The sequence below is a fragment of the Labrys sp. HAY1-8F genome (assembly GCF_056754975.1).
Genome location: NZ_JBPGWZ010000002.1, coordinates 3,084,064 through 3,105,964, shown reverse-complemented (window position 1 = coordinate 3,105,964; position 21,901 = coordinate 3,084,064). Strand labels below are relative to the sequence as shown.

Annotated in this window: 19 protein-coding genes and 1 pseudogene; 11 read left to right on the top strand and 9 right to left on the bottom strand. The window is 65.3% G+C overall.

Annotated elements, in window-relative coordinates; genetic code table 11:
* Nucleotides 1-192: 192 nt before the first annotated feature.
* Genes scpA through ACR9ZN_RS23395 form a run of 3 tightly spaced genes read right to left on the bottom strand, consistent with a single transcriptional unit; the run spans nucleotide 193 to nucleotide 5,929 of the window.
* Nucleotides 193-2,358, bottom strand: a complete 2,166-nt coding sequence (scpA, locus tag ACR9ZN_RS23405) for a methylmalonyl-CoA mutase (RefSeq protein ID WP_481273293.1) — start codon at nucleotides 2,356-2,358, stop codon at nucleotides 193-195.
* 8 nt (nucleotides 2,359-2,366) lie between these two features.
* Entirely contained in the window at nucleotides 2,367-4,370 is a 2,004-nt protein-coding gene (locus ACR9ZN_RS23400; RefSeq protein ID WP_481274386.1) for an acetyl-CoA carboxylase biotin carboxylase subunit, read from the bottom strand.
* 26 nt (nucleotides 4,371-4,396) lie between these two features.
* On the bottom strand, nucleotides 4,397-5,929 hold the full coding sequence (locus ACR9ZN_RS23395; RefSeq protein ID WP_481273292.1) for an acyl-CoA carboxylase subunit beta: 1,533 nt from the start codon (nucleotides 5,927-5,929) through the stop codon (nucleotides 4,397-4,399).
* An 88-nt stretch (nucleotides 5,930-6,017) separates the two neighbouring features.
* Between ACR9ZN_RS23395 and ACR9ZN_RS23390 the strand changes: the two genes are divergently transcribed.
* The 6 genes from ACR9ZN_RS23390 to ACR9ZN_RS23365 all read left to right on the top strand — a co-directional run bounded on the left by ACR9ZN_RS23390 (nucleotide 6,018) and on the right by ACR9ZN_RS23365 (nucleotide 9,952).
* Complete coding sequence (locus ACR9ZN_RS23390) at nucleotides 6,018-7,469, top strand: helix-turn-helix domain-containing protein (RefSeq protein ID WP_481273291.1); 1,452 nt, start codon at nucleotides 6,018-6,020, stop codon at nucleotides 7,467-7,469.
* Between the two features lie 13 nt (nucleotides 7,470-7,482).
* Nucleotides 7,483-8,031 (top strand): cytochrome b, encoded by a 549-nt coding sequence (locus ACR9ZN_RS23385; RefSeq protein ID WP_441772261.1) that lies wholly within the window; start codon nucleotides 7,483-7,485, stop codon nucleotides 8,029-8,031.
* Nucleotides 8,032-8,121: 90 nt separating this feature from the next.
* Nucleotides 8,122-8,412: a YciI family protein gene (locus ACR9ZN_RS23380; RefSeq protein WP_454811467.1), complete on the top strand. Its 291-nt coding sequence runs from the start codon at nucleotides 8,122-8,124 to the stop codon at nucleotides 8,410-8,412.
* A 21-nt stretch (nucleotides 8,413-8,433) separates the two neighbouring features.
* Nucleotides 8,434-8,853: an EVE domain-containing protein gene (locus ACR9ZN_RS23375; RefSeq protein WP_441772263.1), complete on the top strand. Its 420-nt coding sequence runs from the start codon at nucleotides 8,434-8,436 to the stop codon at nucleotides 8,851-8,853.
* 18 nt (nucleotides 8,854-8,871) lie between these two features.
* Complete coding sequence (locus ACR9ZN_RS23370; RefSeq protein ID WP_481273290.1) at nucleotides 8,872-9,480, top strand: HAD family hydrolase; 609 nt, start codon at nucleotides 8,872-8,874, stop codon at nucleotides 9,478-9,480.
* Between the two features lie 31 nt (nucleotides 9,481-9,511).
* The gene (locus tag ACR9ZN_RS23365) at nucleotides 9,512-9,952 is read left to right on the top strand and encodes an acetyltransferase (protein WP_434958814.1); all 441 of its coding nucleotides are present in this window, start codon (nucleotides 9,512-9,514) and stop codon (nucleotides 9,950-9,952) included.
* On the opposite strand, the gene ACR9ZN_RS23360 is transcribed toward ACR9ZN_RS23365, so the two are convergent.
* Nucleotides 9,949-10,860, bottom strand: a complete 912-nt coding sequence (locus ACR9ZN_RS23360; protein ID WP_434958813.1) for a LysR family transcriptional regulator — start codon at nucleotides 10,858-10,860, stop codon at nucleotides 9,949-9,951. The two genes, ACR9ZN_RS23365 and ACR9ZN_RS23360, sit on opposite strands and share 4 nt — an antisense overlap.
* 101 nt (nucleotides 10,861-10,961) lie before the next feature.
* Here ACR9ZN_RS23360 and ACR9ZN_RS23355 point away from each other — a divergent pair, with 101 nt between their 5' ends.
* Nucleotides 10,962-12,029 carry an aldo/keto reductase gene (locus ACR9ZN_RS23355; protein ID WP_454811462.1) on the top strand — a complete coding sequence of 356 codons (1,068 nt, stop codon included), beginning with the start codon at nucleotides 10,962-10,964 and terminating at the stop codon, nucleotides 12,027-12,029.
* Between the two features lie 208 nt (nucleotides 12,030-12,237).
* On the opposite strand, the gene ACR9ZN_RS23350 is transcribed toward ACR9ZN_RS23355, so the two are convergent.
* The 5 genes from ACR9ZN_RS23350 to ACR9ZN_RS23330 all read right to left on the bottom strand — a co-directional run bounded on the left by ACR9ZN_RS23350 (nucleotide 12,238) and on the right by ACR9ZN_RS23330 (nucleotide 17,485).
* On the bottom strand, nucleotides 12,238-13,116 hold the full coding sequence (locus tag ACR9ZN_RS23350) for a sigma-70 family RNA polymerase sigma factor (protein ID WP_481273289.1): 879 nt from the start codon (nucleotides 13,114-13,116) through the stop codon (nucleotides 12,238-12,240).
* Nucleotides 13,116-13,568: a carboxymuconolactone decarboxylase family protein gene (locus ACR9ZN_RS23345; protein WP_481273288.1), complete on the bottom strand. Its 453-nt coding sequence runs from the start codon at nucleotides 13,566-13,568 to the stop codon at nucleotides 13,116-13,118. The genes ACR9ZN_RS23350 and ACR9ZN_RS23345 overlap by 1 nt, the downstream gene beginning before the upstream one ends.
* A 355-nt stretch (nucleotides 13,569-13,923) precedes the next feature.
* A complete protein-coding gene (locus tag ACR9ZN_RS23340) occupies nucleotides 13,924-14,514 on the bottom strand; it encodes a PqiC family protein (protein ID WP_481273287.1) in 591 nt (196 codons plus the stop codon).
* Nucleotides 14,514-16,217, bottom strand: a complete 1,704-nt coding sequence (locus ACR9ZN_RS23335) for a PqiB family protein (protein ID WP_434958808.1) — start codon at nucleotides 16,215-16,217, stop codon at nucleotides 14,514-14,516. The genes ACR9ZN_RS23340 and ACR9ZN_RS23335 overlap by 1 nt, the downstream gene beginning before the upstream one ends.
* Nucleotides 16,214-17,485, bottom strand: coding sequence for a paraquat-inducible protein A (locus ACR9ZN_RS23330; RefSeq protein ID WP_481271086.1), 1,272 nt, complete (start codon nucleotides 17,483-17,485; stop codon nucleotides 16,214-16,216). The genes ACR9ZN_RS23335 and ACR9ZN_RS23330 overlap by 4 nt, the downstream gene beginning before the upstream one ends.
* Nucleotides 17,486-17,879: 394 nt before the next feature.
* Here ACR9ZN_RS23330 and ACR9ZN_RS23325 point away from each other — a divergent pair, with 394 nt between their 5' ends.
* From ACR9ZN_RS23325 to ACR9ZN_RS23310, 4 genes and pseudogenes are all read left to right on the top strand, one after another.
* Nucleotides 17,880-18,770: a phosphotransferase gene (locus ACR9ZN_RS23325; protein WP_481273286.1), complete on the top strand. Its 891-nt coding sequence runs from the start codon at nucleotides 17,880-17,882 to the stop codon at nucleotides 18,768-18,770.
* Between the two features lie 93 nt (nucleotides 18,771-18,863).
* Nucleotides 18,864-21,308 carry a GcvT family protein gene (locus ACR9ZN_RS23320; RefSeq protein WP_481273285.1) on the top strand — a complete coding sequence of 815 codons (2,445 nt, stop codon included), beginning with the start codon at nucleotides 18,864-18,866 and terminating at the stop codon, nucleotides 21,306-21,308.
* A gap of 61 nt (nucleotides 21,309-21,369) precedes the next feature.
* Nucleotides 21,370-21,605, top strand: a pseudogene (locus ACR9ZN_RS23315) (CopG family ribbon-helix-helix protein).
* 5 nt (nucleotides 21,606-21,610) lie between these two features.
* Entirely contained in the window at nucleotides 21,611-21,898 is a 288-nt protein-coding gene (locus ACR9ZN_RS23310; RefSeq protein WP_454811452.1) for a type II toxin-antitoxin system RelE/ParE family toxin, read from the top strand.
* Nucleotides 21,899-21,901: the final 3 nt, after the last annotated feature.

The window sequence follows — 21,901 nt, the reverse complement described above, 5'->3', positions numbered from 1 at the left end:
AGCCGCTCCTTCTCCCCGTTCTCACGGGGAGAAGGTAAGGATGAGGGGAAGCGCAGCGGTAACAAACAGAGCTTTGCACAGCCCCTCACCTCTACCCTCTCCCCGCAAGCGGGGCGAGGGGACACAAGCGCCGTGTCATATTGGGAACCGCTGTCTCTCGTCCAATCCTTCACTTGCTCTTGTGAGTGTCCTTCACCCCTGCCGCCGGGCCTCGTTGCTCAACCGCCCTTCCAGCAGATCGAGCACGGTGCGCGCCGCGTCGAGGACCGGCGTGCCCGGGCCGAACACGGCTGAAACCCCAGCCTCGCGCAGGAAATCATAGTCCTGGCGCGGAATGACGCCGCCACAGACCACGGCGATATCGGCCCGGCCGCGCGCCTTCAGCTTTTCGATCAACTGGGGCAGCAGCGTCTTGTGCCCGGCTGCGAGCGAGGAGACGCCGACGACGTCGACCTTTTCGGCGAGGGCTAGGTCGACAGCCTCGTCCGGGGTCTGGAACAGCGGGCCGGCGACCACCTCGAAACCCATGTCGGTGAAGGCCGAGGCGACGACCCGGGCGCCGCGGTCATGGCCGTCCTGACCGAGCTTGGCCACGAGGATGCGCGGCTTGGCGCCGCGCTGCGCCGTGAAGGCGGCGATGCGGCCGGCGAGAATCTCAACTTCCGGCCCCTCGCCGAAAGCAGGGCGATAAATGTCCGCCACCACCTTGGGACGGGCGCTGTGGTCCCCGAATTCGACCCTGAGCGCGTCGGAGATCTCGCCCACCGTGGCGCGGTGGCGGGCGGCCTGGACGGCCGCCTCCAGGAGATTGCCTGTCCCGTTGCGCGCCACTTCGGTGAGCGCGGCAAGGGCCCTGGCCACCGCCTGCGGGTCGCGCCGGCGCCTGACATCCGCCAGGCGTCGGATCTGCGCCGCGCGCACGGCATGATTGTCGATGTCGAGGCTGTCGATCGCAGGCTCGTCCTCGAGCTGATAGCGGTTGACGCCAACAACCACCTCGTCGCCGCGGTCCACCGCCGCCTGCCGCTTCGTCGCGGCTTCCTCGATCAAACGCTTGGGTAGGCCGGCCGCCACCGCCGCCGTCATGCCGCCCATCGCTTCGACCTCTTCAATCAGCGCCCAGGCCTGGGTGGCAAGGTCATGGGTGAGGCTTTCGAGGTAATAGGAACCGGCCAGGGGATCGACCACCTTGGTCACGCCCGTCTCGTGCTGCAGGATCAACTGGGTATTGCGGGCGATACGGGCCGAGAATTCCGTCGGCAGCGCGATCGCCTCGTCGAAGGAGTTGGTGTGCAGCGATTGTGTGCCGCCGAGGGCCGCCGCCATCGCCTCATAGGCCGTGCGCACGATGTTGTTGTAGGGATCGCGCTCGGCCAGCGACACGCCGGAAGTCTGGCAATGGGTGCGCAGCATCAGCGATTGCGGATCCTTGGGGCCGAACTCGGTCATGATGCGCGACCACAGGAGGCGGGCTGCGCGCAGCTTGGCGACTTCCATGAAGAAGTTCATGCCGATAGCGAAGAAGAAGGAGAGCCGTCCGGCAAAGGCGTCGACGTCGAGCCCCTTGGCCAGCGCCGCCCGCACATAGTCGCGGCCATCCGCCAGCGTGAAGGCGAGTTCCTGCACCAAAGTCGCCCCCGCCTCCTGCATGTGATAGCCGGAGATCGAGATCGAGTTGAAGCGCGGCATCTCCCTGGCGGTGTAGGCGATGATGTCGGCGACGATGCGCATCGAGGCGGCTGGCGGGTAGATATAGGTGTTGCGGGTGATGAATTCCTTGAGGATGTCGTTCTGGATCGTGCCCGATAATTTCGCGCGCGATACGCCTTGTTCCTCGCCCGCCACGATGAAGAAGGCCAGCACCGGTAGCACCGCCCCGTTCATGGTCATGGAGACCGACATCTCTTCGAGCGGGATGGCGTCGAACAGGATCTTCATGTCCTCGACGCTGTCGATGGCGACGCCGGCCTTGCCGACATCGCCCTCCACACGCGGATGGTCGGAATCGTAGCCGCGATGGGTGGCGAGATCGAAGGCGACGGAAAGGCCCTTTTGTCCGGCGGCGAGCGCCTTGCGGTAGAAGGCGTTGGAGGCTTCCGCCGTGGAGAAGCCGGCATATTGGCGGATGGTCCAGGGCCGGCCAGCATACATGGTGGCGCGCGGGCCGCGCAGAAAAGGCTGCTGGCCGGGCAGGGAACCGAGATGGGTGACGCCGGCGAGATCGGCCTCGGTATAAAGCGGCTTGACCGCGATGCCTTCCGGGGTCTGCCAGGTCAGGCTGTCCGGATCGGCCTTGACCTCCTTCCTGGCCAAAGCACGCCAGTTTTCGAGGGGCGTATCGGTGACAGGTACGGACATTACGGACCTCATTCGAATTCGAGGATGAGTTCGTCGACGGCGAGACTGGCGCCCTCAGTCACGGCGATGCGGCTGATCGTGCCAGCCTTTTCGGCGCGCAGCACATTCTCCATCTTCATCGCCTCGATGGTGGCGAGCGCCTGGCCGGCCTCCACCGCTTCGCCCTCGCTGACGGTAATGGCGGCGACCACGCCGGGCATCGGGCAGAGCAGGAGCTTGGAGGTATCGGGCGGAATTTTCTCGCGCATCAGGCGGGCGAGCGCGGCAACGCGGGGGCTGCGCACCTGCACCAGGACGTCGCGGCCATGCCAGCGCAGGCGCAGTCCGCCGGCGGTGACGCCAACCTTCACGGCCATGGCCTCGCCACCGACGCTGAAATGGCCGAGGACCTGGCCGGGCGTCCAGCGGCTGGTGACGGCGAGCAGCGAGCCGTCGGCGAAGACGACATGATAGCCGCCGTCGACGGCATCGATGGTGAAGGGCAAGGCATGGCCTGCCAGGGTGGCGACGAAGTCGCGGCCGATGGCGCGGCGGTGATTGTCCATGGCGCCGGAGATGGCGCTGTCGCGGTGCTGGCGGATATGGCTGATCACCGCGGCCACGGCCGCCAGGCGCGGCAGGTCGGTGTCTCCAGGCTCCACACCGGTAAAGCCGCCCTGGTATTCCTCGGCGATGAAGGCCGTAGTCAGCTTTCCGGTGCGGAAACGCTCATGATCAGCCAGAGCCGCCAGGAAGGGCAGATTGTGGCCGATGCCCTCCAGCTCGAACTGGTCGAGGGCGCGGGCGAGGGCGTCGATCGCCTCCAGGCGGGTCGGCGCATAGGTGCATAGCTTGGCGATCATCGGATCGTAATGGATCGAGATCTCGCCGCCTTCCTGCACGCCGGCATCCACCCGCACCAGGCCACCCTCGCCATCCGGCCCCTCGGCCGGCGGACGATAGCGGCTCAGCCGCCCGATCGAGGGCAGGAAGTTGCGGTAGGGATCCTCGGCATAGACGCGCGCTTCCATGGCCCAGCCGGTGAGGCGGACCTCGTCCTGGGTGAGGGGCAGGCGTTCGCCGGCGGCGACGCGGATCATCGCTTCGACCAGATCGAGGCCGGTGACCAGCTCCGTCACCGGATGCTCGACCTGCAGGCGGGTGTTCATCTCCAGGAAGTAGAAATTGCGGTCCTTGTCGACGATGAACTCCACCGTGCCGGCGGAGTGGTAGCCGACGGCCCGGGAGAGGGCCACGGCCTGCTCACCCATGGCGCGCCTTGTCGCCTCGTCGAGGAAGGAGGAGGGCGCTTCCTCGATGACCTTCTGGTTGCGGCGCTGGATCGAGCATTCGCGCTCGCCCAGATAGATCAAATTGCCGTGCTGGTCGCCCAGCACCTGGATCTCGATATGGCGCGGCTCGGTGACGAATTTTTCGACGAAGATGCGGTCGTCGCCGAAGGAGGACTTGGCCTCCGAGCGTGAGGCGCGGAAGCCCTCGCGGGCCTCGGCGTCGTTCCAGGCGATGCGCATGCCCTTGCCGCCGCCGCCGGCCGAGGCCTTGATCATCACGGGATAGCCGATCTCGGCGGCGATACGGGCGGCTTCGCCCGCATCCTCGATCAGGCCCATATGGCCTGGTACCGTCGACACGCCGGCTTCGGCCGCCAGCTTCTTGGAGGTGATCTTGTCGCCCATCGCCTCGATCGCCTTGGGCGGTGGGCCGATGAAGGCGACGCCCGCCTCGGCGAGTGCCTTGGCGAAGGCGGCATTCTCCGACAGGAAGCCATAGCCTGGATGCACCGCATCGGCGCCCGCCTCGTGGACAGCGGCGAGGATGGCGTCGATCTTGAGATAGGACTGGGAAGAGGGCGGCGGGCCGATGCGCACGGCCTCGTCGGCCTCGCGCACATGCACGGAGTCGCGGTCGGCGTCGGAATAGACGGCGACGGTGGCGATGCCGAGCTTGCGGGCGGTGCGGATGACCCGGCAGGCGATCTCGCCGCGATTGGCGATGAGGATCTTCTTGAACAGGGTGGGCTTCGTCACGGTGTCGATCCTCACAGCGGCATGGTGTCGTGCTTGCGCCAGCGCGTCTCGGCCGCCTTGCGGCGCAGCGCCGCGAAGGCGCGGGCGATGCGCTTGCGCGAGGTGTGCGGCAGGATCACCTCGTCGATGAAGCCGCGTTCGGCCGCGATGAAGGGGTTGGCGAAGCGGGCCTCGTAATCCCGGGCACGTTCGGCGATCTTCTCGGCATCGCCGAGTTCGGCACGGTGCAGGATCTCGGCCGCACCCTTGGCGCCCATCACCGCGATCTCGGCAGTCGGCCAGGCATAGTTGACGTCGGCGCCGATATGCTTGGAGGCCATGACGTCATAGGCGCCGCCATAGGCTTTTCGGGTGATCAGCGTCACCATCGGCACGGTGGCCTGCGAATAGGCGAAGAGCAGCTTGGCGCCGTGCTTGATCACCCCGCCATATTCCTGGCCGGTGCCTGGCAGGAAGCCGGGTACGTCGACCAGGGTCAGGATGGGGATGGAGAAGGCGTCGCAGAAGCGCACGAAGCGTGCGCCCTTGCGCGATGAATCGATGTCGAGGCAGCCGGCCAGTACCAGCGGCTGGTTGGCGACCACGCCGACGGTCTGACCCTCGATGCGGATGAAACCGGTGACGAGATTGCGGGCGAAGGCCACGCCGACCTCGAAGAAGTCGCCTTCGTCGGCGACGGCCAGGATCAGCTCCTTCATGTCATAGGGCTTGGTGGAGCTGTCGGGCACCAGGGTGTCCAGGCGCATCTCCAGTCGCGACGGATCGTCGTGGAAGGGCCGCACCGGCGGCTTGTCCCGGTTGTTGAGCGGCAGGAAGTCGAACAGGCGCCGGATTTCTTCGAGCGCTTCGACATCGTTGTCGAAGGCACCATCCGCCACCGAGGATTTCTGGGTGTGGGTGCGGGCGCCGCCCAGTTCCTCGGCGCTGACGACCTCGTTGGTGACCGTCTTGACCACGTCGGGGCCGGTGACGAACATGTAGGAGGTGTCGCGCACCATGAAGATGAAGTCGGTCATCGCCGGCGAATAGACGGCGCCGCCGGCGCAGGGACCCATGATCACCGAGATCTGCGGCACCACGCCGGAGGCCTCGACATTGCGCTTGAAGACGTCGGCATAGCCGGCCAGCGAGGCGACGCCTTCCTGGATGCGGGCGCCGCCGGAATCGTTGAGGCCGATCACGGGCGCGCCGTTGCGCAGGGCCATGTCCATGATCTTGCAAATCTTCTGGGCATGGGTCTCGGACAGCGAGCCGCCGAGCACGGTGAAATCCTGGCTGAACACATAGACGAGGCGGCCGTTGATGGTGCCCCAGCCGGTGACCACGCCATCGCCCGCGACCTTCTGGGCCGCCATGCCGAAATCCACGGCGCGGTGGGTGACATACATGTCGAACTCCTCGAAGGAGCCCTCGTCGAGCAGGACTTCCAGGCGTTCCCTGGCCGTCAACTTGCCCTTGGCGTGCTGCGCCTCGATGCGTCTGATGCCGCCGCCGAGTCTCGCCTCCTCGCGGCGGCTTTCTAACTGTTCGAGGACGGCGCGCATCGGGCTTGCTCCACACGGACTGACATCCCGCCCTGTTAGCTTTTCTCCGCTCTTTGTTCTTGCTTGAAAGAGTGCGAATGCATGATTTATGCTAATTGGAGTTGCAAATTGCAAAATTGCGAACAAGGGTTTCCACTTGGCCGGCAAGCTCTTCATCGGCGCCCGCCTCAGGGCCATCCGCGAGGCCGCCCACGCGACGCAGGCGGCGTTTGCCCAGCGGCTCGGTATCTCAACCTCCTATCTCAACCAGATGGAGAACAATCAGCGCCCGCTCTCGGCCGCGGTGCTGTTGGCGCTGGCCGAGCGTTTCGACGTCGACATCGCCACCATTGCCCAGAGCGACGGTGACCGCCTGCTCTCGGCCCTGAACGAGGCCCTGGCCGATCCGCTCTTCGATGCCCTGGCGCCGAGCCTGCAGGAACTGAAGCTGGTCACCCAGAACGCGCCGGGCTTCGCCCATGCCCTGATCACCGCGCATCAGGCCTACAGGCGCAATTCCGAGCAATTGGCGAGCCTGGACGGGCGGCTGGCGGGAGGCCTGTCGGAGCCGACGCCCTATGAGGAAGTGCGGGATTTCTTCCACTTCCTCGACAATTACGTGCATGAGCTCGACACCGCCGCCGAAGCCCTGGCCGAGCGCCTGGGCCTGCCCCGCCGCGAGCCCGGCGCTGCCCTGACCGCTTATCTTGAAAGCCGCCACCGGGTCAGGGTGATGCAGGCGCCGGCCGAGGAGGGCATCATCCGCGGTTTCGACAAGGAGGCGCGGGTGCTGCGCCTGCACCCCTATTCCCCTGCCGCCACCCGGCATTTCCAGCTCGCTTTCCAGATTGCCGCGCTGGAGGCGGAAACCGAGATCGCCGCCATCCTGGCCGGGGCCGACTGGCGCAGCACCGAGGCGGTGGAGATTGCCCGCATCGGCCTCACCAATTATGTCGCCGGCGCGCTGACCCTGCCCTACCGGGCTTTCCTCGCCGCGGCGCGGGAGCTGCGCCACGACCTCGAACTGCTCGCGGCGCGTTTCGGCGCCAGTCTCGAACAGGTGGCCCATCGTCTCTCCACTCTGCAGCGGCCGGGCTCCAAGGGCGTGCCGGTGTTCTTCGCGCGCATCGACCGGGCCGGCAACATCACCAAACGCCATAGCGCTGCCAAGCTGCAATTCGCCCGCTTCGGTTCCGCCTGCCCGCTCTGGAACGTGCACCAGGCCTTCGAGGCGCCGGGCCGCATCATCCGCCAGCTCGCCGAAACGCCGGACGGCGAGCGCTATCTCAGCGTCGCCACCGAGATCGCCAAGGGCGGTGGCGGCTTCAACGCAACCCAGCGGCGCTACGCCATCACGCTGGGCTGCGAGATCGCCTACGCCAGGGATTTCGTCTATGCCGACGGCCTTGATCTTTCTAACCGCGCGGGTTTCGATCCGATCGGCATTTCCTGCCGCATCTGCGAGCGCCAGCACTGCCATCAGCGCGCCGTGCCGCCCCTGAAGGCGCATCTGTCGGTGAACCACGACCGGCGCGAAATCGTGCCCTATCGTATCGTCTAGGCTGGAGGCGGCGATGGGTTGGAGCCTGAGGGCCCGGCTGTTCCACTGGATCACGGCGATCGCGATCACCGCGCAATGGATCATCGGCCTCTTCCTCCTCGGCGGCATGGCGATGGCGGGCAATGTCTGGCTGACCACCCATCTGTCACTGGGCCTGGCCATCCTGGCGTTGACCTCGCTCCGCCTCGGTTCTCGGATACTCGACCGCGCACCACGGCGCGTCCGTTCCCCGTTTGCTGCGATCGTTGCAGCTCTCGCTCACAGCGCTCTCTACGCCTTGCTCCTGCTCGTGCCGCTTACGGGCTGGCTCGGCTATCGCCCGGCGCCATTCATGCCGCCGCCGCTCGCCTTCGGCCTGCTGCCCATGCCTGTATTGACGGGGCTGGAGGGCCTGTCGCCGCGCACGATGCTGAGCCTGCATGCGATGCTGACCTGGGCGCTCGTCGCCCTCGTCGTCGTCCATGTGCTGGCGGCCTTGTTCCACGCGGTCGTGCTGCGTGACGGAGTCCTTGGCGGCATGCTGCATGGACGCGGTCGTGGCGATGCCGATCGGGAAGCGTAGGCGCCAGCCGGAATCGGGCCTGGCTTGCCTCTCGACATCGTCTCGCGAAATCGCTACGCGAGGACAACCGACATCAGGAAAGGCGCCGCCATGCTATTTGTCATCCAATGCGAAGACATTCCCAATGGTCTCGAACTCAGGCAGGCGACCCGCCCGGCTCACCTCGATTATCTGAAGACGCAGGACGCCCACATCCTCGGCGCCGGCCCGTTCCTGGATGAAGCGGACAAGATGGTGGGTTCGCTCCTGATCGTGGACTTCCCCACCGAGGCCGAGGCCCGGACCTTCGCATCAAACGACCCCTATACCAGGGCCGGCCTGTTCGCCTCGACGAGCATCCGTCGCTGGCGCTGGGGCATCAAGCCCCCGGCCGGCCTCTGATCCGGCAAGGAGGCGGTTGTCATGGCCCAATGGCTGATCAAGTCTGAACCCGAAGTGTGGAGCTGGGACCAGCAGGTCGCCGCCGGTGCCAAGGGCACGCCCTGGGACGGCGTGCGCAATCATGCCGCCAAGCTCAATTTGATGGCGATGAAGAAGGGCGACAAGGCCTTCTTCTACCATTCCAACGAGGGCAAGGCCGTCGTCGGCGTCGCTGAGGTGGCGCGCGAGCATTATCCGGACCCGGCCACACCAGGCCAACCCTGGGTGCTGGTGGACTTCAAGGCGGTAGCCCCCTTCCCCAAGCCGGTGACTTTGGCCGATGTCAAGGCCGAGCCGAGGCTGGCCAATATGGCGCTGGTGAAGCTGTCGCGCCTGTCCGTGCAGCCCGTGACGGACGAGGAATGGCAGATCGTCTGTGCGATGGGTGGGTACAAGGTCTGAGCCCAGCTGAACCGTCCAATGGACCAGCCGCGCACCATCAAGGCCGTTGCTTTCGACGCGTTCGGCACGCTCGTCGAGGTCACCGACGAGCGCCGGCCCTATGTTCGTATTGCGCGAGCCTCGACAATTGGCGTTCTGGCCGCGTCAATCACGCGGCCGCTCGACCTCGGCGCTTTCGCCGATATGTGCGGCGTGCGGCCAAACCCCGAATGGAATGTTGATCTAGAGGCGGAGCTGGTATCCATCCGCGCCTTTGCGGAAAGCCGTGCGGTTCTTGTTGCGCTACGTCGGGCGGGCTATCGCATTGCCCTCGCCTCTAATCTTGCGCTGCCCTACGCGGCTCCGCTGGAGGCTTTGTTTGCTGATCTGTTGGATTGTGCCTGCCTCTCCTTCGAGGTCGGAGCGGCAAAGCCTGCTCCCGCATTTTATCGATCCCTCTGCCTCCAGCTTGGCTGTACACCAGCAGAAATCCTGATGGTTGGCGATAGCTGGCGAAGCGATTATGAGGGCGCGACGAGATCGGGCCTGCAGGCTCTTCATCTCGATCGCCGCAGCGTCGCGCAGGCTGGGCGGGGAGCTGTCACCATCACGGATCTCCGCCAGTTGCTCGCCATTTTGCCGGTGTGAACGTTATTCTATCTATTTGGACACCGGATTTATGATTACCCTTCGCTCCTCCCGCCCGGCGGATGTGCCCTCCCTGCTCGAGATCTGGCGCGGCTCCGTCAGGGCGACCCATGATTTCCTGCTCCCCGGTGATTTCGAGGCGATCGAGAAGCTGGTCGCCAACGACTATCTGCCGTCAGCGCCCCTGCATGTCGCCGCTGACGGCGACGGCCGGCCATTGGCCTTCATGGGCTTGTCGGTGCGCCATATCGATTCGCTGTTCATCGATCCCGAAAGGCGCGGCCAGGGCATCGGCACGCTGCTGGTCCGCCATGCCCGAGAACAGGGCGAGGGACCGTTGACCGTCGACGTCAACGAGCAGAACACGCAGGCTGTCGGCTTCTACCGCCACCTCGGCTTCGTCGAGACAGGTCGCTCCGCGCTCGATGGTGACGGACGCCCCTATCCGCTGATGCATATGCGCTTGGGTTAGTTTTTCGGAGCCTTGCCCTGATTCGCCGCAACGAAGTCGAGGAAGGCCCGCAGCGGCTGGGCCATCTGGCGGCGGCTGGGATAATAGAGGTGGAAGCCCGGAAAGGGCGGCGACCAGTCCGCCAGAAGGTGGACGAGCTGGCCTGATGCGAGCCCGGGGCGGACCTGATGCTCGAACAGATAGGCGATGCCGACGCCGGCGAGCGCCGCCAGGCAGGCGACCTCCGGTTCGTTGACGATGAGCGGACCTTCCACGGCAGCTTCCAGCGGCCGGCCCTCGCGCTCGAATTCCCAGTGATAGAGGCTGAGATCGGTCGGCCAGCGGAAATTGATGCAGCGATGGCGGGCGAGGTCATGCGGCGTCACGGGCGTGCCGTAACGGGTGAGATAGGTCGGGGCGGCGACGGCCATCAGCCTGAGTTCGCCGCCGAGCCGCACGGCGATCATGTCCCTCTCCACCATCTCGCCGAGCCGCACCCCGGCATCAAAGCGGTTGGCCACGATGTCGATCAGCCTGTCCTCGCTGACGAGGTCCACCGTGATGTCGGGATAGGCTGCGAGGAAGGGGCCGATCAGCGGCCCGATGACATGGATGGCGGCGATACGGGTGGCGTTGATGCGCAGCAGGCCGGCAGGACTGTCGCGCAGGCTCCGTACATCCGCGACGGCGGCGTCGAGATCGGACAGCGCCGGGCGCAGCCGGGCGAGGAAGCGCTCGCCAGCCTGGCTCGGTGCCACGCTGCGGGTGGTACGGTTGAGCAGGCGAACGCCGAGCCTCTCCTCCAGCGAGCGGATGGTCTGGCTCAGGGCCGAAGGCGACAGGCCGAGATGGGCGGCGGCCCGCGCGAAGCTGCCATGTTCGACCACGGCGACGAAAGCCCGCAATTCTACATGCTCGCTGCCGCGCATTCTATATGCTTTCCTTCATAAGCCATGCGCATTCTATAGCATTAACGAAGCAGTCTCCAGGGACCATCTTCCCGGCAGCATCGCAACGGAGGATGACCGCCATGACACTCGCTTTGGATGACTACCGCCTTCTCGGCCGCTCGGGCCTCAGGGTATCCCCACTGTCGCTGGGGACGATGACCTTCGGCACGGATTGGGGCTGGGGCGCCGACGAAGCCGAGGCCCGCCGTATCTTCGACGCCTATGTCGACCGCGGCGGCAATTTCATCGACACCGCCAACCAATATACCAACGGCACGTCCGAGCGCTTCGTCGGCGCTTTCGCCGCCGACCGCCGCGACCGGCTGGTGATCGCCACCAAATACACGCTGCCCTCCCGCCCCGGCGATCCCAATTCCGGCGGCAATCACCGCAGGAGCATGGTGCGTTCGGTCGAGGACAGTCTGAAGCGGCTCGGCACCGACTATATCGACCTGCTCTATCTGCACGCCTGGGACTTCACCACGCCGGTGGAGGAAGTGCTGCGCGGCCTCGACGACCTCGTGCGCTCGGGCAAGATCGTCTATGCCGGCATCTCGGATGCCCCGGCCTGGCAGATCGCCCGCATGCAGACCATCGCCGATCTCCGCGGCTGGGCGCCGCTGATCGCCCTGCAGGTCGAATACAATTTGATCGAGCGCACCATCGAGCGCGAGCTGGTGCCGATGGCCCGCGAATTGGGTCTCGGCGTCATTCCCTGGTCGCCGCTGGCCAGCGGCGTGCTCGCCGGCAAATATAGCCGAGCGGATCTCGACGACAGCGGCGGCTCGGCCGAAGCTTCGGGCACCCGCCGCAATGTCGCGCTGGGCAATGGGGCGCTCACCGAACGCGGCCTCGACATTGCTGAAGTGGTCAAGGCGGTCGCGGGCGAGACCGGGCATACGCCCTCGCAGGTGGCGCTGGCCTGGACACTCGCCAATCCCGCGGTCGCCTCGCCCCTCATCGGTGCCCGGACGCTGGCCCAGCTCGAGGACAATCTCGGCGCGCTCGAGGTGAGCTTCTCGGACGAGCAGCGCGACCGGCTCGAGGCGGCCAGTGCCATCGAACTCGGCTTTCCGCATGACTTCCTCAATCGTCCGCTGACACGCAATGTGATGTTCGGCGGGCTGAAGATCCCGACGCGGGGGTAGGGGTGTAGATTTCCTACAGTCGTGCCGCCCCTCACCCTTACCCTCTCCCCGTAAGGACGGGGCGAGGGGTGTCAGACGTTGCGCCTCGATGCGAGACAGGGCGCCTGCTGGATAGGGCGGGACATGGAAGTCTCCCTCGCCCCGTTTACGGGGAGGGTAAGGGTGAGGGGCAGCGCTACCTCAAACCAAGCTTGCTGCCATCTCCCCCTCAATGCAGGGTTGTCTCCCCGATATGCTTGAGCTTGTCGGGATTGCGGGTGACGTAGATGCCGACGATCCGGCCATCGCGTATGTCGAGGGCCGTGGTCTGCAGCGTGTCGTCGCGTTCGATGGTGATGAAGCCCGGCAGGCCGTTGATATAGGTGTAGCGCACCAGCTTTGACATGGTCTCGGCGAAGTAGTGGGCGAGGCCGGCCTGCAGCTTCATCACGTCATCGAGGCCGAAGATCGGCTTCATCGCGGCCGGCTTCTTGCCGCCGCCATCGGAATGCACGGCGACATCGGCGGCCAGCAGGGCCTGCAGCGCTGTCATGTCGCCGCTGCGCGAGGCCGCGAAGAAGGCGTGGGCGATCTCCAGTCCACGCTTCTTCGGCATGTCGAAACGCGGCCTGGAGGCGCGGACATGGGTGCGGGCCCGGCTGGCGAGCTGGCGGCAGGCGGCGGGATCGCGCCCGATGGTCTCAGCGATCTCGTCGAAGGAAACGCCGAAGACGTCGTGGAGCAGGAAGGCGGCACGCTCCAGCGGCGAAAGCCGCTCGAGCGCCAGCATCAGCGGCAAGGTGACGTCCTCGACCTCGTCCTCGCCCTCCTCGATCATCGGCTCGGGCAGCCAGGGGCCGATATAGGTCTCGCGCTGGCGTCGGGCCGATTTGAGCACGTCGAGGCAGAGCCGGGTGACGGCGCGGGTGAGGAAGGCCATCGGCTCGCGCACCTCGCTGCGATCCGCGTCGAGCCAGCGCAGGAAGGCATCCTGCACCACGTCCTCGGCGTCGGCGACCGATCCCAGCATGCGATAGGCGATGCGGATCAGGCGCGGCCGCAAGGGATCGAAGCTTGCAGCCGCATCGCTCTGGAGGACGCCCGGCATCAGGCCGCCGCTTTCGCGCGCACCGGATGCACGGCATTGAAGCCGACATTGACCCGGTTCCAGCCATTGATGGCGACGATCAGCAAAGTGAGTTTCACCTGTTCCTCCTCGGTGAACTGCGCCTTCACCGCTTCGTAGACGTCGTCGGGCGCGCGCTTGTCGGCGACCAAGGTGAGGGCTTCCGTCCAGGCCAAGGCCGCGCGTTCGCGTTCGTTATAGAGCGGCGATTCGCGCCAGGCGTCGAGCAGATAGAGCCGCTCCTCGCTCTCGCCAAGCTTGCGGGCGTCGAGGGCGTGCATATGCAGGCAGAAGCCGCAGCCATTGATCTGAGAGGCGCGCATCTTCACCAGTTCCATCAGGCTGGTCTCGAGGCCGTCGATCCCGGTCGAGAAATCGAGCCACTGCTTCATGATGGCGGGCGAGGCGGCGAAGGGGTTCAGTCTGGCTTTCATGATCATGTCCTCTTGATCGGTTTGCGCAGACATGACGAGCCAGCCTCCGCCGCTGTGACATGGCGGCGAAATTTTTTCGAAGTGACGAAGGCAACTGCACGATGGTTGGGGGAAGGCGCAACGCCAGCCACTCCTTCGCCCCGTTCTTACGGGGAGAAGGCAGGGATGAGGAGCTGCGCGAGGGATACCAAATGGAGCGTAGCGAAGCCCCTCACCTGTATCCCAGCCCACTCCAAGTGGAGTGGCCGATACCCGTAAGGACGGGGCGAGGGGGCACGAATGTCGCGCTCCTTCATCAATTCCGTCAGCTCGCCCAAGCCGTTGTCCTGACTCAGCCGGTCCGGCGTTCGTCCCTTCAGCGCAGCTTGGCGGCGATGTGTCCGGCGAGCTGGTCGAGGGCCGAGCTCATCGCCTCGACTTGGGCGGGCGCTCCGGTATCGGCCGGGGGCACGGCGATGCTGGCCTGGGCGGCGGCACTGCGGCCGCCATTGCGGTAATGCAGCCGCCATTGCGCCTGCAGCATGACCACGCCCTCGGCATTGGTGTCGAAACGGCTGACCGAAAGCTCCAGCGTCGCCGCTTCCTTGCCCGACACGGTCTGGCTGGTGGTCACCAGCGAGCCGGCGGGCAGGCGCCGGCGCAAATTCTCGGCGAGCACGCGCTGCACCATGGAGCCCATCGGCTCGCCCCAGCGTTCGAACTCGGAGACGCCGAGCTGGACGTCGCCGGAGCGGCGCACCAACTGTGGCCGATCGAGATATTTGGCGACATCCACCGTTTCGATCGACACCGAGACGGGCCGGCCCGCCACCCGTTGTCCGCCCTGGGAGGCCAGGGTGTAGATCTTGGCCTCGGGCGATGCGCAGGCCGCGAGCAGGCAGAGAGCCAGGCCCAGGCCCGTGAGGGCCGCGATGCGTCCAGAACGACGGAAGGAGGAGAACGGCATCAGTTGCTTCCTCTGGTCTTGCCCCGGATCAGGGATTCGGGGTGCTGCTGCATATAGTCGGTGAGCACGCGAATGGACCGCACGGCATCGTCGACCTGCGACATCAGGCGCGTGAGGTCGCGCTTGAAGCTGGACGAGCTGCCATAGCCCTGGTCGAAGGAGCCCAGGGTGGAATTGATGCGTTTCATCGACTGCTGGGCGGTGTCGAGCACCGGCTGCAGCCTCTGCATTGCCGGGGCGAGATCGGTCTTGGCCTTGTCGATCAGTTCCCTCGCGGAGGTGAGGGCGCCGGCGAGCGAGCGCAGCGATTCCTTGATCTCCGGTCCGGCGGCAAGGTCCTGGAACGACTTCATGGTGTCGTTGGCCTGGACCACCAGTTTGTCCAGCGGCAGTTTCGAGATGCGGTCGAGGATGTCGTTGACCGAACGCAGGGCCGAATCGAACTGGTTCGGACTGGTCGGGATCACCGGATAGATAGCGCCGGTTCCCAGTTCCGCCGGCCCGGCCTTGGGATCGATGTCGAACGACACCACGCTCTGGCCAGTCAGGTAATTGCTGGTCTTGATCTCGGCGCGCAGGCCCTTGGCGACCAGCGATTTCAGCACGGTTTCGGGATTGATCGGGCCGTCCGCGCCGACGATCTGGATGCGCTGCGGCTCGATTTCGATCAGCACCGGCGCGCGCGGCGTGTTTTTGGTGACGTCATATTGCAGGTTGATACTGACCACTTGCCCGATCTTGAGGCCATGCCACTCCACGTTGGAACCGGCGGCAAGGCCGCCGACCGAGGAATCGAAATAGACCAGATAGCGCAGGCGAACGGTATATTTGGCCTCGTCGGCACTGGCCTGGTCCCGGTAGAGGGTGAAAGCCGTCTTGGGAGCGGCGCGCTCGTTCGAAAGCACGTCGGCCGGCGTATCGAAGGCGATGCCGCCCGCGAGCAGGGCCTGGATGGAATCGAGCTGGAGCCGAAAGCCCTGGGGACCGGTGGTGAGGGAGACCCCGGAGGCATTCCAGAAATTGGTACTGGTGCGCACTTCCTTGTCATAGGGATCCCTGACGAAGGCGCGGATGGTGATGCCGTCGGCGAGGTTGGAGGAATCGTAGCCGAGGACCTGACCGACTTCGAGGCCGCGATGGAAGATCGGCGATCCCGCGCTGATCGAACCGATCTGCGTGGTCTTCAGGGCAAATTCCGTTCCGGGCGCGTCGGTGGGAATGACGGGAGGCAGCTCGAGGCCGGCGAAGCTGTCGGCTGTCGTGCCGGCCTTGCCGGGATCGAACTCGATATAGACGCCGGAGATGATGGTCGACAGGCCGGAAATACCGGAACTGGCCGACAGGCGCGGCCTGACGACCCAGAACAGCGTGCCCTCGCGCATCAGCGGTTCGGCCTGCTTGGTCATATCGGCGGCGACGATGACGTGGCTGCCGTCCGGCGCAAGCGCGACGCTCTTCACCGTGCCGAAGACGATGGCCTTGTAGCGGATCTGGGTCTTGCCCGGCTCCAGCCCTTCCGCCGTGCGCATGGTGATGGTGATCACGGGCCCCTTCTCCGACAGCGTGACCCAGCCCAGATAGAGCGCGATCCCGGCCGCCACGATCGGGATCAGCCAGATCGCGGACAGGCGGCGACGGCGCGGCGGATCGATATCCGGCGTGGCCGTGTCACTGCCGTTCTTGGAGGCGTCGGAGTCGGTCAATGGCCCTTCTTCCCTGTGTCGCGGCGCAAGACATCCCACATCAGCCGTGGGTCGAATGATTCGGAGGCGATCATGGTGATGATCACCACGCTGGCAAAGGCGATCGCCCCGATGCCGGGCTCGATGGTGGCGATCTCGCCCAGCTGCACCAGGGCGACCAGGATCGAGATCATGAAGATGTCGATCATCGACCAGCGTCCCACGAACTCGATGATCCGGTAGAGCACCGTCCTGTCCTGCAGACGCCAGGTCGAGCCGCGCTGGGTGGTGATCAGCAGCATCGTCAGGCCCGCCAATTTGAGCACGGGAACCAGGATCGAGGCGAAGAAGACCAGGGCGGCCAGTGGCCACAAACCGGCATCGGCCAGGGCGATGACACCGCTGATGATGGTATCGGGCTCGCCATGCCCGAGCGAGATCACCGTCATGATCGGGAAGAGATTGGCCGGTATGTAGAGGATGGCGGCGGTGATCAGCAGGGCCCAGGTTCTGGTGAGGCTGTTGGGCTTGCGTTGATGCAGGGGCGCCGAACAGCGTGGACAGGCCGCGTCATGGCCGGAAGCGGGCAGGTTCGACACGAGCCAGCAGGATTCGCACAGGGCGGTCGGGCGGCTCGGATCCACCCGGGGAGGATGGGGAGCCACGCCCTTGCGCGCAAAGCTGCGCCAGATGGTTTCGTCGTCCAGGAGGGAGCCGGTCGCCACCGTCACCAGCATCAGCGCCACCACGGCGAACACGGCGGGGCCGAGATCGACGTGTGCGAGATCGATCAGCTTCACATAGGCGACGAGAAGGCCGAGCATATAGACTTCGATCATCGCCCAGCGGCCGACGAAACTGGCGCCGCGATGGACGAGCGGCAGCCAGCGCGGCGGGCGCCGCATCCTCAGCCCGGTCAGGACCGTGAGGCGGGCGAGAATCTGCAGGCCCGGCGCCACCAGCATGGTGAAGGCGACGACGATTCCCAGTTCCCACAATCCCTGGTCGTAGAGCGCCTTGATGCCGGTGACGAGGCTGGCCACCTGCGCGCGCCCGGATATTTCGAGCTTGATGAAGGGCAGGAAATTGGCCATGGCAAAACAGATGGCACCGGCCCAGCTATAGGCGTAGGCGTGGCTCAGCGAGATGGCGCGATAATGCTCCATCGTGGCGCCGCAGCGCGAGCAGCGCGCGCGCATGCCGTCCTGGAGCGGCGGCACGTCATGCAGAAGCCCGCAATCGTGGCACTCCATGATCTGGGTGGAGCTTCGCGTCGTCGGGGTGATCACCCGATCTGTCCGGCCGGCTACCATGTCACCGTTGCACTCGAATCACAAAAGAACTCCGGCCCTGCCGCAACGTCATTTTGCCAATGGAGACGATGAATCTCCCCTGAAGTCTCTCATCGAGCCGATCGTAAATCCGATGTCTTAATATCGAACGGCTCTTTCCTAAACGTTCGCTAGCGGACGACTGCATTGCCGCCATCAGCCTTTTCCGGATCCCTTTTGTCGCATGCGGCGCGAAAAGCCAAGGCTTAGACGGCATAAGAATTATTAAGGCGTCGGCATCGCGGGCACCGAAGCGCTGCGCAAGCCTGGTATTGTGAGACGGGATATCTGGACGATTTGGTACCGATCGGGTTAGGCTCCCTCAACATTGAATAAACCATCCGGAGCCGCCATGCCCAAGGTGCCGCTTCATAGCCCCCGCGAGAGGGCGGCGACCCTGATGTGCTGGCACGGCAGGGTCGATCCGCAGCCGCTCGGCGGCGGCATCACCAACACCAATTTCACCGTCGATGACGGCAGCGGCCGCTATGTCGTGCGCATCGGGGATGACATTCCCCTACACCAGATCAGTCGCACTAATGAATTGGCGGCCAGCAAGGCCGCCTTCGCGGCCGGCATCTCGCCGGAAGTGGTGCACCACGAGCCGGGTGCCCTGGTGCTGCGCTTCATCGAGGGGCGCACCTTCACGCCCGAGGACGTGCGCGACCCCCGCAACCATCAGGCCATGATCGACCTCATCCGGCGCTGCCATCGCGAGATGCCGCGCTTCTTTCGGGGCCCCGCGGCGATCTTCTGGGTGTTCCAGGTCGTGCGTGATTACGGCCATACACTGAGGGAGGGAGCGAGCCGGCATCTGCAATTGCTGCCGCGCCTGCTGACCGAGAGCGAACGCCTGGAAGAAGGCGTCGGTCCTGTCGATATCGTCTTCGGCCACAACGACCTGCTCGCCGCCAATTTCCTCGACGACGGCAAGAGGCTTTGGCTTGTGGATTGGGACTATGCCGGCTTCAACTCGCCTTTGTTCGACCTTGGCGGTCTCGCCTCCAATTCCGAGCTCGATGCCGCGGCGCGCGAAACCCTGGCGGAGGCCTATTTCGAACGGCCCATCGATGACGGGTTGCGCCGGCGCCTTGCCGCCATGACTGCGGCCTCGCTGCTGCGCGAGACCCTGTGGAGCATGGTGTCCGAGATCCATTCCAGCCTCGATTTCGACTATGCCGCCTATACCGCCGAGAATCTGCGGCGCTACGAGGCTGCCTATCAGGCGTGGCGGGACGAGTAGTCCCTGGCAGCGCGGGCGTCCTCGCCCGCTGTTTCCTCCATGCGTCGTGTTTCCAAGAGCGGGCGAGGACGCCCGCGCTCCCAGGAGATCTCCATGTCCGACCTGCCCACTTCCGCCAAGATCGTCATCATCGGTGGCGGCATCATCGGCTGTTCCACCGCCTATCACCTCGCCAAGATGGGGCTCACGGACGTGCTGGTGCTCGAGCGCGGCAAGCTCACCTCAGGTTCGACCTGGCATGCCGCCGGCCTGGTGGGCCAGCTCAGGACCAATGCCAACATCACCCAGCTCCTCGGCTATTCCGTCGCCCTTTATGACCAGCTGGAGCGGGAAACGGGCCTCGCCACCGGCTGGAAGCGCAATGGCGGCCTCAGGCTCGCCTGCAACCAGGAACGCTGGACCGAGGTGAAGCGGCAGGCCACCACGGCGACCTCCTTCGGCCTGGAAATGCAGTTGCTCAGCCCGAAGGAGGCTCAGGACCTGTGGCCGTTGATGCAGGTGGACGACGTGGTCGGCGCCGCCTTCCTGCCGACGGACGGTCAGGCCTCGCCGTCCGACATCACCCAGTCGCTCGCCAGGGGCGCGCGCATGGGCGGCGTCAGCTTCCGCGAGGGCGTGACCATCACCGGCATCGAGGTCGAGGGCGGCGTCGCCAAGGCCGTGCTTACCGATCGAGGCCGCATTCAGGCCGAAAAGATCGTGATCTGTGCCGGCCAGTGGTCGCGCGAGATCGGCCGCATGGCTGGGGTCAACATCCCCTTGGTGTCGATGCAGCATCAATATCTGATCACCGAGCGGATCGAGGGCATCACCTCCAACCTGCCGACCTTGCGCGATCCCGATCGCCTCACCTATTGGAAGGAGGAGGTCGGCGGCCTGGTGATGGGCGGCTATGAGCCCAATCCGAAGCCCTGGGCCAATACCTCGGCCACCTCGCCATTCGAGTTCCAGCTCCTGGAGAACGATCTCGACCATTTCGAACCACTGATGGAGCTTGCCATCGGTCGTGTGCCCGCCATGGAAAATGCCGGCATCAAGCAGTTCATCAACGGGCCCGAAAGCTTCACGCCGGACGGCAATTTCATCCTCGGCGCGGCGCCGGAAACCCGAGGTATCTATGTCGGCTGCGGCTTCAACGCCTTCGGCATCGCCTCGGGCGGTGGCGCCGGCATGGCCCTGGCCGAATGGGTGGCCAAGGGCGAGCCTCCCTATGATCTGTGGGCCGTCGACATCCGCCGCTTCGGCAAGAACACGCTCGATACCGGCTGGGTGCGCCAGCGGACCATGGAGGCCTATGCCAAGCACTACACCATGGCCTGGCCCTTCGAGGAGTACCAGTCCGGCCGTCCCTTGCGCCGCTCGCCGCTCTATGACCGGCTGAGGGCGCAGGGCGCCGTGTTCGGCGAGAAGCTCGGCTGGGAGAGGCCCAATTGGTTCGCTGCCGCTGGCGAGGACGCCAGGGACGTCTATAGCTATGACCGCCAGAACTGGTTCGCTGCCGTCGGCCGCGAGCATAAGGCCTGCCGCGAGGCGGCCGTGGTGTTCGATCAGACCTCCTTTGCCAAGTTCACCGTGAAGGGGCGCGATGCCGACAAGGCGCTGTCCTGGCTCTGCGCCAACGACGTGGTCAAGAAGCCGGGCAGCCTCAGCTACACCCAGATGCTCAATCGCAAGGGCGGCATCGAGACCGACCTCACCGTGGCCAGGCTCGGGGATGGCAGCTACTACCTCGTCACCGGCACCGGCTTTGCCAGCCATGACTTCGACTGGATCCGGCGCAACGTCCCCGATGGGCTCGATGTCCAGGTCGAGGACGTCACTTCGCAATTTGCCGTGCTGGTGCTGATGGGCCCCAAGGCGCGCGAGATTCTCGGCGGGCTTACGGCTGAGGATCTCTCAAATGCCGCGGCGCCCTTCGGGAGTGCCAGGCCGTTGCACATCGCCGGGGCACGCGTCCTGGCACTACGCGTGACCTATGTCGGCGAGCTCGGCTGGGAACTGCATGTGCCGATGGAGTTTGCGCTGACGGTCTATGACGCGCTGATGGCAGCGGGTGCTCCGCTCGGCCTGGTCAATGCCGGTTATCGCGCCATCGAATCGCTGCGCCTGGAAAAGGGCTACCGGGCCTGGGGCGGCGAAATCGGGCCGGACCATTCGCCTTTGATGGCTGGGCTCGGCTGGGCGGCGAAGCTGAAGAAGGACATCCCCTTCCTCGGCCGCGAGGCGCTGCTCGACCAAGCCGCCAGGCCGCTGCCGCGCCTGCTCGCGGGCTTCACCGTCGCCGATCCCGAGGTCATCCTGCTCGGACGCGAAACCATCTATCGCAATGGCAAGCGCTGCGGCTGGCTGGCCTCGGCCGGCTTCGGCTACACGGTGGGCAAGAATGTCGGCTACGGCTATGTGCGCGATCCCGCCGGCGTCGATGCCGACTATGTGCTTTCCGGCAGCTACGAGCTCGAAGTCGCCACCGAACGGGTGAAGGCGCAGGTGTTCCTCGAACCGCTCTACGATCCGAAGATGGAGCGGGTGAAGGGGTGAAGGCACATCTTGTGAACCTATGTGGTTCGATTACATTCAAAAAGAACCACATAGGTGCGGCATGAGTGCTTTCACAGTTCGAACTCGCAGACGAAACGACGGACAGGCTCGACCGCCTGGCCGCCAAGCTTGATCGCTCGCGATCTTACGTCGCTGCTCGGGCGATTGAAGACTTTGTCGCCCGAGAAGTCTTGGCAGCTTGCGGAGATCGAAGCGGGCCTTGCCGATGCCAATCGGGGAGACTTCGCCACGGACGCCGAGGTCGAAACCGTTCTGGCCAAATATCTGCGGTCCTGACGGGCGTGGCAGTCCTGCGTTGGACCAGGCGGGCGCTTCGTCGTCTCGACTCCATAGGCGATCATATTGCTCGTGATAACTCAGCAGCGGCCAAGCGAGTGGTTGCGCGAATTGTGTCGGCAGCCGAGCATTTGAAAGCCAATCCGGCCCTGGGTCGAGCGGGACGGATCGGCGGTACGCGTGAACTCGTTCTGGGCGATATTCCCTATATCATTGCCTATCGTGTTGCGGACGCCGATATCGAAATACTCACGATTTTACACACGTCGCAGGAATGGCCTGAGGCTCTCTGACTC